General features: G+C 68.2%; 6 protein-coding genes, 1 tRNA gene and 1 rRNA gene. 7 read left to right on the top strand and 1 reads right to left on the bottom strand.

Features of this window, described 5'->3' with window-relative positions:
- From rrf to AB0D57_RS24765, 3 genes are all read left to right on the top strand, one after another.
- Window positions 1-91 (top strand): 5S ribosomal RNA (rrf, locus tag AB0D57_RS24775); the annotation flags it as partial.
- Window positions 92-205: 114 nt separating this feature from the next.
- Window positions 206-868, top strand: coding sequence for a DegT/DnrJ/EryC1/StrS family aminotransferase (locus tag AB0D57_RS24770; protein WP_362076864.1), 663 nt, complete (start codon window positions 206-208; stop codon window positions 866-868).
- Window positions 869-961: 93 nt separating this feature from the next.
- Window positions 962-1,037 (top strand) — tRNA-Thr (locus AB0D57_RS24765).
- Window positions 1,038-1,097: 60 nt separating this feature from the next.
- Here the strand turns inward: AB0D57_RS24765 and AB0D57_RS24760 are convergent.
- The gene (locus AB0D57_RS24760; RefSeq protein ID WP_362076855.1) at window positions 1,098-3,845 is read right to left on the bottom strand and encodes a SpoIIE family protein phosphatase; all 2,748 of its coding nucleotides are present in this window, start codon (window positions 3,843-3,845) and stop codon (window positions 1,098-1,100) included.
- Between the two features lie 366 nt (window positions 3,846-4,211).
- Here AB0D57_RS24760 and AB0D57_RS24755 point away from each other — a divergent pair, with 366 nt between their 5' ends.
- The 4 genes from AB0D57_RS24755 to AB0D57_RS24740 all read left to right on the top strand — a co-directional run bounded on the left by AB0D57_RS24755 (window position 4,212) and on the right by AB0D57_RS24740 (window position 14,687).
- The gene (locus AB0D57_RS24755) at window positions 4,212-9,710 is read left to right on the top strand and encodes a HAMP domain-containing protein (protein WP_362076852.1); all 5,499 of its coding nucleotides are present in this window, start codon (window positions 4,212-4,214) and stop codon (window positions 9,708-9,710) included.
- A 301-nt stretch (window positions 9,711-10,011) separates the two neighbouring features.
- The gene (locus tag AB0D57_RS24750) at window positions 10,012-10,695 is read left to right on the top strand and encodes a response regulator (protein ID WP_153288245.1); all 684 of its coding nucleotides are present in this window, start codon (window positions 10,012-10,014) and stop codon (window positions 10,693-10,695) included.
- Between the two features lie 122 nt (window positions 10,696-10,817).
- Window positions 10,818-13,565 (top strand): DNA translocase FtsK, encoded by a 2,748-nt coding sequence (locus tag AB0D57_RS24745; RefSeq protein ID WP_362076848.1) that lies wholly within the window; start codon window positions 10,818-10,820, stop codon window positions 13,563-13,565.
- Between the two features lie 267 nt (window positions 13,566-13,832).
- Window positions 13,833-14,687 carry a RodZ domain-containing protein gene (locus AB0D57_RS24740; protein ID WP_362076845.1) on the top strand — a complete coding sequence of 285 codons (855 nt, stop codon included), beginning with the start codon at window positions 13,833-13,835 and terminating at the stop codon, window positions 14,685-14,687.
- The last annotated feature ends 66 nt before the right edge of the window (window positions 14,688-14,753 follow it).

Here is a 14,753-nt window from a genome sequence, read left to right as displayed (position 1 = left end):
GCCCGGTTACATTCCGAACCCGGAAGCTAAGCCTCACAGCGCCGATGGTACTGCAGGGGGGACCCTGTGGGAGAGTAGGACGCCGCCGAACTAATATTAGAAGAGCTGGTCCCTGAACTTCGGTTCGGGGACCAGCTCTTTTTTATTGGGTGTCACTTTGCGTTCACATTGCACGACAAGCATCCGCGACATGGGTACTGCTGCAATGCTCAAGGCCGCAGGCGTCGGAGCTGGTGACGAGGTCATCGTGTCGGCGTTCGGGAACGTGGAAGTCGCCGAGGCCGTGGCCCAGGCCGGCGCGTCGGCCGTCTTCGCCGATATCGACCCGGTGACGTACTGCCTGGATGCCGGCGCGGTCGAGGCGGCCGTGACTCCGCGGTCGGTCGCCGTCGTCGTCGTGCACCGGTTCGGGCGGTCGGCCGACCTGGTGCGGCTGCGGGACGTCGGGCAGCGGCACGGGCTCCTCGTGCTGGAGCTGGGGGAGTCCGAGGCGCCGTACGACGAGATTGCGCAGCGCAGGCAACGGGCCGCCTATCTCGACGGTCGGTTGAGCGGGGTGCGCACGCCGCGGGGCGGTGACGCACACACGTACCAGCAGTACGTCGTGCGAGTGCCCGGGAATGGGCGGCCGGACCGGGATGCCTTCGCTCGGGCCGTGCGGGCCCGGGGAGTTGAATGCCGGGTGCCGGTGAAGACGCCTGTGCACCGGCTGCCCGGATTCCGTCGGGACGTGTGCCTTCCGGAGACCGAGCGGGCTGCCGACGAGACTCTCGCGCTGCCCGTGGACGCGTCGTTGACGAAGCAGGACATGCAGCGGATCGTCTCCGCGTGCAATGCGCTTGGCGGTCTGCTGCAGCCCGCCTTCTGACCCGACAAGGCGCAACGGGACCGATTAGGAGCACGCTTCTGTTCGGGGTATGATCTATTTCGTTGCCGCGAGGGAAACCTCGAAAGGTAACCGGCCCCCCTAGCTCAGTCGGCAGAGCGTCTCCATGGTAAGGAGAAGGTCAACGGTTCGATTCCGTTGGGGGGCTCCAGCGAGAAAAGGCCCCCGCCCTTGTGGGCGGGGGCCTTTCGCATGTCTCGATGCCCCGGCATCAGTCCTTCTGGAGGCCGGGTACCCGCATCGCCAGAATCGCCATGTCGTCGGACGGGGCGTCGGAGGCGAAGCGCTCTACCGCGCGCATGACGCGGGCGGCGACCGCTCCTGCCGTCAGGCCCGTGCATGCGGTGAGAACGTCCGTGAGACCGTCGTCGCCCAACATGCGGGTGCCCTCGCGGCGTTCGGTGACGCCGTCCGTCACGCACAACAGCACGTCACCCGGATCGAGGGTGATCGTCTGCTCGTACAGTTCCAGGTCGTCCATGACGCCGAGGAGCGGCTGCGGTTCGGCGGCCGCCTCGACCGTTCCGTCCTGGCGCAGCCGGAGCGGGAGCGGGTGGCCCGCGCAGACCACCTTCAATACGGCGCTGCCGTCCTCCTGGGGCCACAACTCGCCGTAGAGCAGGGTCAGGAAGCGGCTGCGGGCGCCCTCGTCGAGGATCGCGGAGTTGAGGCGCTCCAGGACGGCCGGGCCGCCGAAGCCCTCCCGGGCCAGCAGACGCAGTGCGTGCCGGGCGAGACCCGTGACGGCCGCCGCCTCCGGGCCCGTACCGCAGACGTCGCCGATGGCGAAGCCGTACGCGCCGTCGCGGATGGGGAAGAGGTCGTAGAAGTCGCCGCCGACCTCATTGCCCTCGCCGGCCGCGCGGTAGATCACCTCGACCTCGACGCCCTCGATATGAGGGAGTTCCGGGGGCAGGAGGCTGCGCTGGAGGGACTGGCTGATGGCCATGCGCTCCGAGTACAGGCGGGCGTTGTCGAGGGCCAGAGCGGCCCTTCGGCTCAAGTCCTCGGCCAGTTCCAGGATCTCCTGGCGGAAGTGTTCGTCCGACGGCTTGCCGAGCGTCAGCATGCCGATGACGCGGTTGCGGGCCACCAGGGGGAGTACGACGGTCTCGCCGCCGACCGCCGAGGCCGTCGCCAGTGTCGTACCGATGCCGGAGCTCACCGAGGCGGGTTCTCTGAGGCCCAGGCTGCGCATGGAGGTGCGCAGGGCCGCCTCGTGGGCCGCTGCGGCGGGGGCGGGCCAGACGCGGGCGCCGGGGGTGGGCACCGGGTCGGGCGGGGCGATCTTCGAGAGCAACGCCTTGAGGCCGTCGATGCGGTCCTCGTCCTCGTGCAGGACGTACGAGAGATATGGGTCCGAGGCCTGGTCGGCGATCGTGTAGACGGCGCACCAGGTGGCCAGGGTCGGGACCGTCATCTGGGCCATGAGAGCCAGGGTCTGGTCGCGGTCCAGGGTGCCGGCGAGGAGGTCGGAGGCCTCGACGAGGAAAGACAGGGAGCCGCGGCGCAGGCGCTCCAGCTCGCCCAGTCGGGCCGATTCAACCGCCAGCGCGATGCGGTCGGCGGCGAACTGGAGGCGTAGGGCCTCCTCATTGGAGTATCTTCCGGGAGCCTCGGCCGCGACGCCGAGCGAGCCCGTGAGGCGCCCCTCGACCTTCAGCGGGACCGTGACGACCGAACGCATGCCGGTGCCGCCGAGCAAGGGTACGGCGCCAGGAACGACCGTCAGGTCCTCGTGCACGGCGGGCATGCGGGCCGATCCGTAGCGGCCGGGGCCCGCCTCGACGGGGACGCGGGCGAAGCGCTGGCGGGCGGAGGGCAGGCCCGTCGAGGCTCGTACCTCCAACTCCGTTTCGTCGTCGGTCGCGAGGAGCAGGAAGGCCGAGTCGCCGTCGAGCATGTCGCGGGCGCGCTCGACCGTGCGCTGGAGGAGGCCGTCGAGGTCGTCCGGGGCTGGAGAGCCGATGAAGACCTCGAAGGGGTCCGTGGCCTGGCCCTCGGAGCTGGTGGTCGTGTCGGAGGCCGAGATGCGCAACGGCGTCTGGAGGACGGCGCGTTCGTGGTCGCGGACGAGAAGACAGACCGTGGAGGGTTCGCCGCCCGTGTCGCGGACCCGGAGGTGGGAGGCGTAGACGGGAGTGACACGGCCGTTGGCGTCGCGGATGCCGTAGCTGCCCTCCCAGCGCGACAGTTGGAGAGCCTCGGCGACGCCGGTGCTGGTGCCAGGGGTGTGCGGCCAGGCCGCGAGGTCGGCGAGGGGTTTGCCGACGACCTGCTCGGCGGAGTACCCGAAGAGGTCTTCCGCGTCCTCGTTCCAGGCGGAGATGGCGGAGGCGCGGTCGATCTGGATGACCGCGACGCGCACACGGCCGTCGGCGAGCGGGAGGAGGGCCGCCGGGAGAGCAGGGCCCGCGGTGCGGGTGCCGACCGGGCGCTCGGGGAGGTCGAGCTGGAACCAGACCTGTTTGTGCGTGGGCGAGTACTCGACGCCCCAGTGGCCGGCCAGGGCCGCGCACAACTGAAGGCCGCGGCCGCCCTCGCGGTCGGGGCTGCCCATATTCACGGCCGTCGCCTGGAGTGGAATTTCACGTTCCGGGTAGCGGTCTGCCACCTCGATGCGTACGCCGTCGTCGCTGCGCAGACACAGGACATCCGCGGAGGTGCCCGCATGCACGACAGCATTGGTGACGAGTTCGCTGGTGAGGACCACGGCGTCGTCGACGATGTCGGCGAAGCCCCAGCCTTGGAGGGTGTCACGGACGAAGGAACGGGCGGTCGCTACCGATCGCCCGACGGGATCGAAGCTGGCGGCCGCGCGCGCGGTGATCACAGAACTCCTTGTCCGGTTGTCGGCGTGCGAGGCTCCGTGGTCGACCCGCTCCTGCCGCGGCAGTGCGTTGTTCTCCGTCGGCCGAGGATCCTGGGGCGGTCCCTCAGGATGCAGTCCGGTGGTCATGGTGCGGTGCCCCTCCGATGCCTGCCCGCTCGTTCTCGTGCCACCGCCCAGGCCGGACGGAAGGCGCGGCTGGACAGCCGCATGCAAGGTTACTTACCTTCGCGGTCCGTGCGGATGCCGGTCACCAGTGTTTCCGTCCGAAGGGTCGCTGATTCCGTCCCGGCGGTGTGCGGACGATGTGCGAAGCTGCCGAACTGTTATGGCCGGGTTCGGCCGGGGTGAAACACTGGGCAGGCTCCAGTGAGAAGGTCCTGGCAGGCTGAGTGCCTTTCGGTCCGCCGAGCAGTAGTACCCGAGCAGTAGTACCCGATCAAGTAGTACCGAGTACACCGAGCAGTAATGGTCGACCCTTGCGGGAGGGACACAGTGGAGTCTGGCGAAGCGACGCGGGGTGCCAAGACGCGCGCAAAAGGCGGACAGTCCCTGAACAACGAGCGCACGCCACGCAATGGCACCACGGCGGTGGACACGGCTGCCCTGAACCGGCTGCTGGCAGCCCTGGTGTCGATGCGGGACGGCAATTTCCGAAAGCGTCTGACGGTCTCCGGCGATGGCGTGATGTCGGAGATCGCGGCTGTTTTCAACGAGGTGGCCGATCGCAATCTGCATCTGACGGGCGAGTTGTCACGGGTGCGGCGGATGGTCGGACGTGAGGGAAAGCTCACGGAGCGGCTGGAAGAGGGTGCCTGCGAGGGTTCCTGGGCGGCGGCGATCGACGCGTCCAACGCGCTCGTCGACGATCTCGTACGACCGGTCTCCGAGGTCGGCCGGGTGCTGTCCGCAGTGGCGGAAGGCGACTTGTCGCCACGCATGGAGCTGCGGGCGCAGGCGGCGGACGGCAATGGGCATCCGCTGCGCGGGGAGTTCCTCAAGGTCGGGCGGACGGTCAACAATCTGGTCGACCAGCTGTCGACGTTCACCGACGAGGTCACGCGCGTGGCCAGTGAGGTGGGCACCGAGGGCAAGTTGGGCGGACAGGCGCGGCTGCGCGGTATGTCCGGTTCGTGGAAGGACCTCACGGATTCGGTCAACACCATGGCGTACCGGCTGACGGCTCAGGTGCGTGACATCGCTCTGGTGACGACGGCGGTCGCCAAGGGTGATCTGTCCCGGAAGGTCACGGTTCACGTGGCCGGCGAGATGCTCGAGCTCAAGAACACCGTCAACACGATGGTGGACCAGCTGTCTTCGTTCTCCTCCGAGGTGACGCGAGTCGCGCGTGAGGTGGGCACCGAGGGCGAGCTCGGCGGTCAGGCGCAGGTGCCGGGTGTGGCCGGCGTGTGGAAGGACCTCACCGATTCGGTGAACCTGATGGCCGGCAACCTCACGGCTCAGGTGCGTGGCATTGCGCAGGTGACGACGGCGGTCGCCAGCGGTGACCTGTCGCAGAAGGTGACCGTGTCGGCGCGCGGAGAGGTCGCGCAGCTCGCCGAGACGATCAACCAGATGACCGAGACGCTGCGGACGTTCGCGGACGAGGTCACGCGGGTGGCCAACGAGGTCGGTGGCGAGGGGCGGCTCGGCGGGCAGGCGAATGTGCCGGGTGCGGCGGGGACGTGGAAGGACCTGACGGACTCCGTCAACACCGTCTTCCGGAACCTCACGACTCAGGTGCGCGACATCGCCGCGGTGACGACGGCCGTGGCCAATGGTGATCTGTCGCAGAAGGTCAGCGTCGAGGTCGCCGGCGAGATGCTGGAACTGAAGAACACCGTCAACACGATGGTCGACCAGCTCTCGTCCTTCGGTGACGAGGTCACGCGGGTGGCGCGCGAGATCGGTGTCGAGGGTGAACTGGGCGGTCAGGCGCAGGTGCCGGGCGCGGCCGGTACGTGGAAGGACCTCACCGACTCCGTCAACACGGCCTTCCGGAACCTGACGGGGCAGGTCCGCAACATCGCGCAGGTGACGACGGCCGTGGCCAACGGTGATCTGTCGCAGAAGGTCACCGTCGACGTGTCCGGCGAGATGCTCCAGCTGAAGAACACCGTCAACACGATGGTGGACCAACTGTCCTCGTTCGCCGACCAGGTGACACGGATGGCCCGGGACGTGGGCACGGAGGGCCGCCTCGGCGGTCAGGCCCGCGTGGACGGCGTATCCGGCACCTGGAAGGAACTCACCGACTCCGTCAACTTCATGGCGGGGAACCTGACCTCGCAGGTACGGCAGATCGCCCAGGTGACGACGGCCGTGGCCCGGGGTGACCTGTCGCAGAAGATCGATGTGGACGCGCGGGGCGAGATCCTCGAGCTGAAGAACACCATCAACACGATGGTCGACCAGCTCTCCGCCTTCGCGGACCAGGTGACGCGGGTCGCCCGCGACGTGGGTACCGAGGGGCGGCTGGGCGGCCAGGCGCAGGTGCCCGGCGTCGCCGGTGTGTGGCGCGACCTGACCGACTCCGTGAACGGCATGGCGGGCAACCTCACCGCCCAGGTGCGGAACATCGCGCAGGTCGCGACCGCGGTGGCCCGGGGTGACCTGTCGCAGAAGATCGATGTGGACGCGCGGGGCGAGATCCTCGAGCTGAAGAACACCCTCAACACGATGGTCGACCAGCTCTCGAACTTCGCCGAGCAGGTGACGCGGGTGGCCCGCGAGGTGGGTACCGAGGGGCAGTTGGGGGGTCAGGCCGAGGTGCAGGGAGTCTCCGGCACCTGGAAGGACCTCACCCAGTCCGTGAACTTCATGGCGAACAACCTGACCATTCAGGTGCGCAACATCGCCGAAGTCACGACCGCGGTCGCCAAGGGCGATCTGTCGAAGAAGATCACCGTTGACGCCAAGGGCGAGATCCTCGAACTCGTCACCACCGTCAACACGATGGTCGACCAGCTGTCGTCGTTCGCCGAGCAGGTGACGCGGGTGGCCCGCGAAGTGGGTACCGAGGGCCAGTTGGGCGGTCAGGCGCGGGTGCCCGGTGTCACCGGCATCTGGAAGGACCTCAGCGACAACGTCAACCTCATGGCCTACAACCTGACCATGCAGGTGCGGAACATCTCGCAGGTCGCGGCGGCCGTGGCCAATGGAGACCTCACCAAGACCGTGACGATCGAGGCGCGTGGCGAGGTCGCGCAGCTCGCCGACACCTTCAACACGATGGTGAAGACGCTGTCGTCGTTCGCCGACCAGGTGACCCGGGTGGCGCGTGAGGTGGGCACGGACGGCATCCTCGGTGGGCAGGCGCGCGTACCGGGCGTGTCCGGTACGTGGAAGGACCTCACCGAGTCCGTGAACGGCATGGCGTCCAACCTGACCGGCCAGGTGCGCAACATCGCGATGGTCACCACGGCCATCGCCAAGGGCGATCTGACCAAGAAGATCGACATCGACGCGCGCGGCGAGATCCTGGAGCTCAAGACCACCATCAACACCATGGTGGACCAGCTCTCGTCCTTCGCCGAGGAGGTCACCCGGGTGGCCCGCGAGGTGGGTACCGAGGGTCAGCTGGGCGGCCAGGCGCGGGTACGGGACGTCGACGGCACCTGGCGCGACCTCACCGAGTCCGTGAACGAGATGGCCGGGAACCTGACCCGGCAGGTGCGCGCCATCGCGCGCGTGGCGACCGCGGTGACCCGCGGCGATCTCAACCTGAAGATCGACGTGGACGCTTCGGGCGAGATCAAGGAACTTCAGGACTACACCAACAAGATGATCGCCAACCTGCGCGACACCACCATCGCCAACAAGGAGCAGGACTGGCTCAAGGGCAACCTCGCCCGTATTTCGGCGCTGATGCAGGGGCGGCGTGACCTCGACGACGTGGCTTCGCTGATCATGAGCGAGCTGACGCCTGTCGTCTCCGCCCAGCACGGTGCGTTCTTCCTCTCCATGCCGCTGGTCGACGGCAAGGAGGCGGGGAACGACGAGGACGCCTACGAGCTGCGCATGCTCGGGTCGTACGGCTACTCGATGGGCTCCATGCCGACGTCGTTCCGGCCGGGTGAGGCGCTGATCGGGACGGCCGCCCAGGAGAAGCGCACGATCCTCGTGGAGAACGCGCCGAGCGGGTATCTGAAGATCTCGTCCGGGCTCGGTGAGGCGCCCCCGGCGCAGGTGATCGTGCTTCCGGTGGTCTTCGAGGGGACCGTGCTCGGCGTCATCGAGCTGGCGTCCTTCACGCCGTTCACGCAGATCCAGAAGGACTTCCTCAGTCAGATCGCCGAGATGATCGCGACGAGCGTCAACACGATCTCCGTCAACACGAAGACGGAGGTGCTGCTGAAGCAGTCGCAGGAGCTGACCGAGCAGCTCCAGGAGCGGTCGGCCGAGTTGGAGAGCCGTCAGAAGGCGCTTCAGGAGTCCAACGCTCAGCTGGAGGAGAAGGCCGAGCAACTCGCCCAGCAGAACCGCGACATCGAGGTCAAGAACACCGAGATCGAGGAAGCCCGGCAGGTCCTGGAGGAGCGCGCCGAGCAGCTCGCGGTCTCCATGCGTTACAAGAGCGAGTTCCTGGCGAACATGTCGCACGAGCTGCGGACGCCGCTCAACTCCTTGCTGATCCTCGCCAAGTTGCTCGCCGACAACGCGGAGATGAACCTCACCCCGAAGCAGGTCGAGTTCGCCGAGACCATCCATGGAGCGGGTTCCGACCTGCTCCAGCTGATCAATGACATCCTCGATCTGTCCAAGGTCGAGGCGGGCAAGATGGATGTGTCGCCGACCCGCATCGCGCTGGTCCAACTCGTCGACTACGTAGAGGCCACTTTCCGCCCGCTGACCGCAGAGAAGGGGCTCGACTTCTCGGTCCGCGTGTCGCCGGAGCTGCCCGCCACGCTGCACACCGACGAGCAGCGGCTCCTGCAGGTACTGCGCAACCTGCTGTCCAACGCGGTGAAGTTCACCGACTCCGGAGCGGTGGAGTTGGTGATCCGGCCCGCCGGAGCGGATGTTCCGGTGGCGATCCGCGAGCAGCTCCTGGAGGCGGGCTCGTTGCAGGACGCGGACGCCGCTCTGATCGCGTTCTCGGTGACCGACACCGGCATCGGGATCGCGGCCAGCAAGATGCGGGTGATTTTCGAGGCCTTCAAGCAGGCGGACGGCACGACGAGCCGGAAGTACGGCGGTACGGGTCTGGGACTGTCCATCTCGCGGGAGATCGCGCGCCTGTTGGGCGGTGAGATCCACGCGCAGAGCGAGCCGGGACGCGGTTCGACGTTCACGCTGTATTTGCCGCTGCACCCGAGCGAACTGCCCCCGCAGGGCTACGGTCAGCTCGCGCCCGTACTGGAGGCCGGCGAACTGCTCGCCTCCGAGGCGGAGCTGTCCCGGGCGGACATCGATACGCCGGCCGAGGTGAAGTCGTACCAGGAGACCCAGAACGGGCCCGCCGCGCTCTTCAGGCGGCGCCGCAGGGTGTTGCCGCCGGCCGAGCAGCGGACGGCGCTATCGGGGCAGCCGAACGGGGTCTCGGGCGCGGCTCAGGAGCAGTGGGCGGCCACGGGGCAGCAGGACGCGGCGGCGCAGTCGCGCGGCGGCATCCGGTTCGAGGGCGAGAAGGTGCTGATCGTCGACGACGACATCCGCAACGTGTTCGCGCTCACCAGTGTCCTGGAGCAGCACGGGCTGTCGGTGCTGTACGCCGAGAACGGCCGTGAGGGCATTGAAGTCCTGGAGCAGCATGATGATGTGACAGTCGTCCTGATGGACATCATGATGCCCGAGATGGACGGATATGCCACGACCACAGCGATTCGCCGGATGCCGCAGTTCGCCGGACTGCCGATCATCGCGCTCACGGCGAAGGCGATGAAGGGTGACCGGGAGAAGGCCATCGAGTCCGGTGCTTCCGATTACGTCACCAAGCCGGTCGATCCCGATCATCTGCTCTCCGTGATGGAGCAGTGGATGCGTGAGGAGTGAGCGGGATGCGGGTCGCCGCGTGGTGTCGGCGGCCGGGACGCGGGGGTGGGCGCGCCGATTCGTCGGCGCGGCACGCCCGACGTCGCATAACTCGCTGTGGCCGACGCCGTGTAGAAGTGCGGGATTCGGGGAACCTTCTGGTCTCCCGCTACGTTTCTGCTACGTGCACAGTGACATCGCGGTGACAGGGTGTGGCGACAGGCGGGGTGCGGCTACCATGACCGGCACAAGGACGGGCGGCGCAAGGGAGCCGTCCCCTGGGGCGGAGCCCGGTGCACTGCCGGGGCGAGGAGGGCGGGCCATGGTGCAGAAGGCCAAGATCCTCCTGGTCGATGACCGGCCGGAGAATCTGTTGGCGTTGGAGGCGATCCTCTCCGCGCTGGATCAGACACTGGTGCGGGCATCGTCCGGGGAGGAAGCGCTCAAGGCACTACTCACGGACGACTTCGCGGTCATTCTGCTGGATGTCCAGATGCCGGGCATGGACGGTTTCGAAACCGCCGCGCACATCAAGCGACGAGAGCGGACTCGGGACATCCCGATCATCTTCCTCACCGCGATCAACCACGGCCCGCACCACACCTTCCGGGGGTACGCGGCGGGTGCGGTCGACTACATCTCCAAGCCGTTCGACCCGTGGGTGCTGCGCGCGAAGGTCTCGGTGTTCGTCGAGCTCTACATGAAGAACTGCCAACTGCGTGAGCAGGCCGCGCTGCTGCGGCTCCAGCTGGAGGGTGGCGGCAAGGCGGCGCTGGGTACGGCCAAGGAGCCGGCCGGTCTCCTTGCTGAACTCTCGGCGCGGCTCGCGGCTGTTGAGGAGCAGGCGGAGGCGCTGTCCAAGCAGCTCGACGACGACTCGGCGGACGCGGCGGCGGTGGCGACCGCAGCCCATCTCGAACGCAAACTCACAGGACTGCGGCGAGCGCTGGACGCGTTGGAACCGGGCACGGGGAGCGGGGCGCCGTCGGTGCCCTCGCAGAACTGAGTGTCATGGTCCTGCGCTCGCGGTGAGTCGGCGTCAGTTTCGGGCCCTGGAAAGGGCGACACGAACGGGTGAAGCAGTAGGCACACGTGTCGGCTGTCGTCTCCACCGGTAACCTCACACACATGGCCTCACGTCAGTCCGCAGCCAAGAAGCCGCCCGCGAAGAAGGCGGCCGCTCCGACGAAGGCTCCGGCGAAGAAGGCCCCCGCGAAAAAGGCAGCAGCGAAGAAAGCGCCTGCCAAGAAGGTCGCGGCGAAGAAGCCCGCACCCGCACCCGCGCCGGCGCCCAACCCGACCGCAGGCGTGTACAGACTCGTACGCGCCGTGTGGCTGGGCATCGCACACGCCGTCGGAGCGATGTTCCGCGGCATAGGGCGGGGCGCGAAGGGGCTCGACCCGGCGCACCGCAAGGACGGCCTCGCGCTCCTGCTGCTCGGCCTGGCGCTGATCGTGGCGGCGGGCACGTGGTCCAATCTGCGCGGTCCCGTCGGTGACCTTGTCGAGATGCTGGTGACCGGTGCGTTCGGCCGCCTCGACCTGCTGGTTCCGATACTGCTCGCGGTCATCGCCGCCCGCTTCATCCGGCACCCGGAGCAACCCGAGGCCAACGGCCGCATCGTGATCGGCCTGTCCGCGCTCGTCATCGGCGTGCTCGGTCAGGTCCACATCGCCTGCGGTGCGCCCGCGCGCAGTGATGGCATGCAGGCGATAAGGGACGCCGGCGGGCTCATCGGCTGGGGCGCCTCCACCCCACTGACGTACGCGATGGGTGACGTCCTCGCCGTACCGCTCCTGGTGCTGCTCACGGTCTTCGGCCTGCTGGTCGTCACGGCTACCCCGGTCAACGCGATCCCGCAGCGGCTGCGGCTGCTCGGGCAGAAGCTGGGCATCGTCCAGGCCGACATCCACGAGGACGACCTCGGCGAGGACGACGAGCGCTACGACGAGCAGTGGCGCGAGGCGCTGCCTGCGCGCTCCCGGCGGCGCTCGCACGCCCCCGAGGGGTACGACCCCGAGGGCGCCGAGGAGGAGGCCCTCACCAAGCGCCGTGGCCGCCCCCGGCGGTCCGCCGTGCAGCACCCCGACCTGAACCGGCCGATGGACGCGGTGGACGTCGCAGCGGCCGCCGCTGCCGCGCTCGACGGGGCGGTGCTGCACGGGATGCCGCCCTCGCCGCTGGTCGCCGACCTGACCCAGGGCGTCACCGTGGAACGCGACGGGTACGAGGAGACGACTCCGGTGCCCGCCGCGCGCGCCGCCAAGGCCACCCCGGGCGCGAAGCGGCCCAAGCAGGAGGCCCTGGACGTCGAGTCCGTCGTGCCCGACCTCACCAAGGCCGCGCCCGACCAGCCGCGCGACCTGCCACCGCGGGCCGAGCAGCTCCAGCTCTCCGGCGACATCACCTACTCCCTGCCGTCGCTCGACCTCCTGGAGCGGGGCGGCCCCGGCAAGACGCGCAGCGCCGCCAACGACGCGGTCGTCGCCTCGCTGCAGAACGTCTTCATGGAGTTCAAGGTCGACGCCGCCGTCACCGGCTTCACGCGCGGTCCCACGGTCACGCGTTACGAGGTCGAGCTCGGCCCCGCCGTGAAGGTCGAGCGGATCACGGCTCTCACCAAGAACATCGCGTACGCCGTCGCCAGCCCCGACGTGCGGATCATCAGCCCGATCCCCGGCAAGTCGGCGGTCGGCATCGAGATCCCCAACACCGACCGCGAGATGGTCAACCTCGGCGACGTGCTCCGTCTCGCGGACGCGGCTGAGGACGACCACCCGATGCTCGTCGCGCTCGGCAAGGACGTCGAGGGCGGCTATGTGATGGCCAACCTCGCGAAGATGCCGCACGTGCTCGTCGCCGGAGCCACCGGTTCCGGTAAATCCTCGTGCATTAACTGCCTGATCACGTCTGTCATGGTCCGCGCGACTCCCGAGGACGTGCGGATGGTCCTCGTCGATCCCAAGCGGGTCGAGCTGACCGCGTACGAAGGCATCCCGCACCTGATCACGCCGATCATCACCAACCCGAAGCGGGCCGCCGAGGCTCTGCAGTGGGTCGTACGGGAGATGGACCTGCGCTACGACGACCTCGCGGCGTTCGGCTACCGGCACATCGACGACTTCAACGAGGCCATCAGGAACGGCAAGGTGAAGCTGCCCGAGGGCAGCGAGCGCGAGCTGACGGCCTACCCGTACCTCCTCGTGATCGTCGACGAGCTCGCTGATCTGATGATGGTCGCGCCGCGTGACGTCGAGGACGCAATCGTGCGCATCACGCAGCTCGCGCGCGCGGCCGGTATCCACCTGGTGCTCGCCACACAGCGGCCGTCCGTCGATGTCGTCACCGGCCTGATCAAAGCGAACGTGCCGTCCCGGCTCGCCTTCGCCACCTCCTCGCTCGCCGACAGCCGCGTCATCCTCGACCAGCCGGGTGCCGAAAAGCTGATCGGCAAGGGCGACGGACTGTTCCTGCCGATGGGCGCCAACAAGCCGACCCGTATGCAAGGTGCATTCGTGACCGAGGCCGAGGTCGCGGCCATCGTGCAGCACTGCAAGGACCAGATGGCGCCGGTCTTCCGGGACGACGTCACCGTGGGCAGCAAGCAGAAGAAGGAGATCGACGAGGACATCGGTGACGACCTGGACCTGCTGTGTGCCGCCGCCGAGCTGGTGGTGACCTCGCAGTTCGGGTCCACCTCGATGCTCCAGCGCAAGCTGCGCGTCGGCTTCGCCAAGGCCGGGCGCCTGATGGACCTCATGGAGTCCCGAGGTGTCGTCGGCCCCAGTGAGGGGTCCAAGGCGCGTGATGTTCTGGTGAAGGCTGACGAGCTGGATGGAGTGCTCGCCGTGATTCGTGGGGAAGCTGAAGCGTAGAGCCGTCGGCTTCGGCTTCGGCTGCTGCGCGACACGCTGCGCGGCAGGTTGATATGTGAACGTGACTCACCCGTTAGGAGTCGGCGGGCAACCGTTTCCCTGCGGCGTTCGTCAAGTTGAGCGAGGGGACAGCTACCTGTCCCAGCATCAGGATGACCGGCCATTCTGATGGCGTACAAAGTGCTACCGCCCGGTTGCCCCACCCTTTCGTACCCCCCCTAAACTGAACCTCCAGCACAGGTGGCTACACGCTCGAAAGGCGCCCCCGTGTCCATCGGCAACTCCCCTGACGGCAACTCCCCTGAAGACGAGCGTCCGTTCGAAGAGCACAGCGAAGAAGGCCTCTCGATCGGTCGTGCTCTGCAGCAGGCGCGCATCGAGGCCGGACTGACCGTCGACGACGTCAGCAACGCCACCCGGGTCCGTATCGCCATCGTGCACGCGATCGAGCAGGACGACTTCGCCCCCTGCGGCGGTGACGTCTACGCGCGCGGTCATATCCGGACCCTGGCCCGCGCCGTGCAGCTCGATCCGGCTGCGCTGCTCGCGCGGTACGACGCGGAACACGGCGGGCGCCCCGCGCCGACCCCGGCCGCCCCGCTCTTCGAGGCGGAACGTATCCGCCCGGAGCGCCGTGGACCGAACTGGACCGCCGCCATGGTCGCGGCGATCGTCGCGGTGATCGGCTTCGTCGGGTTCACCATGGTCAAGGGCACCGGGGGGAGCGACGCGAAGTCGCAGGTCGCCGAGGGGTCCACGCCGAGCGCCACCAAGTCCACCTCGTCGGCCGGCCCCAAGACCAGCAAGCCCACCGACCCGAAGCCCGACCCGTCCGACAGCGCCATCGCGGCCGCCCCGCAGGACAAGGTGACCGTCCAGGTGAGCGCCCCCGACGGGCGCAGCTGGATCTCCGCGAAGGACCACAACGGGCGGCTTCTCTTCGACGGTCTGCTCAAGCAGGGCGAGTCCAAGACCTTCCAGGACAACAAGCAGATCGACCTGGTCCTCGGTGACGCGGGCGCGATCCAGCTCTACGTGAACGGCAAGGAGATCGACGACCGGTTCCAGCCCGGCCAGGTCGAGCGGCTGAGGTACACCAAGGGCGATCCCGTCGTCGGATAACGGGCTCATAGGGCAGGCGGGTACGGGGTTGGCCAAGATCGGCCAACCCCGTCGACGTGGGCTGTC

The sequence above is a fragment of the Streptomyces sp. NPDC048275 genome, assembly GCF_040652275.1.
GTDB lineage: Bacteria > Actinomycetota > Actinomycetes > Streptomycetales > Streptomycetaceae > Streptomyces.
Note: the sequence above shows the minus strand (reverse complement) of the source record. Positions and strands in the feature narration are given on the sequence as shown.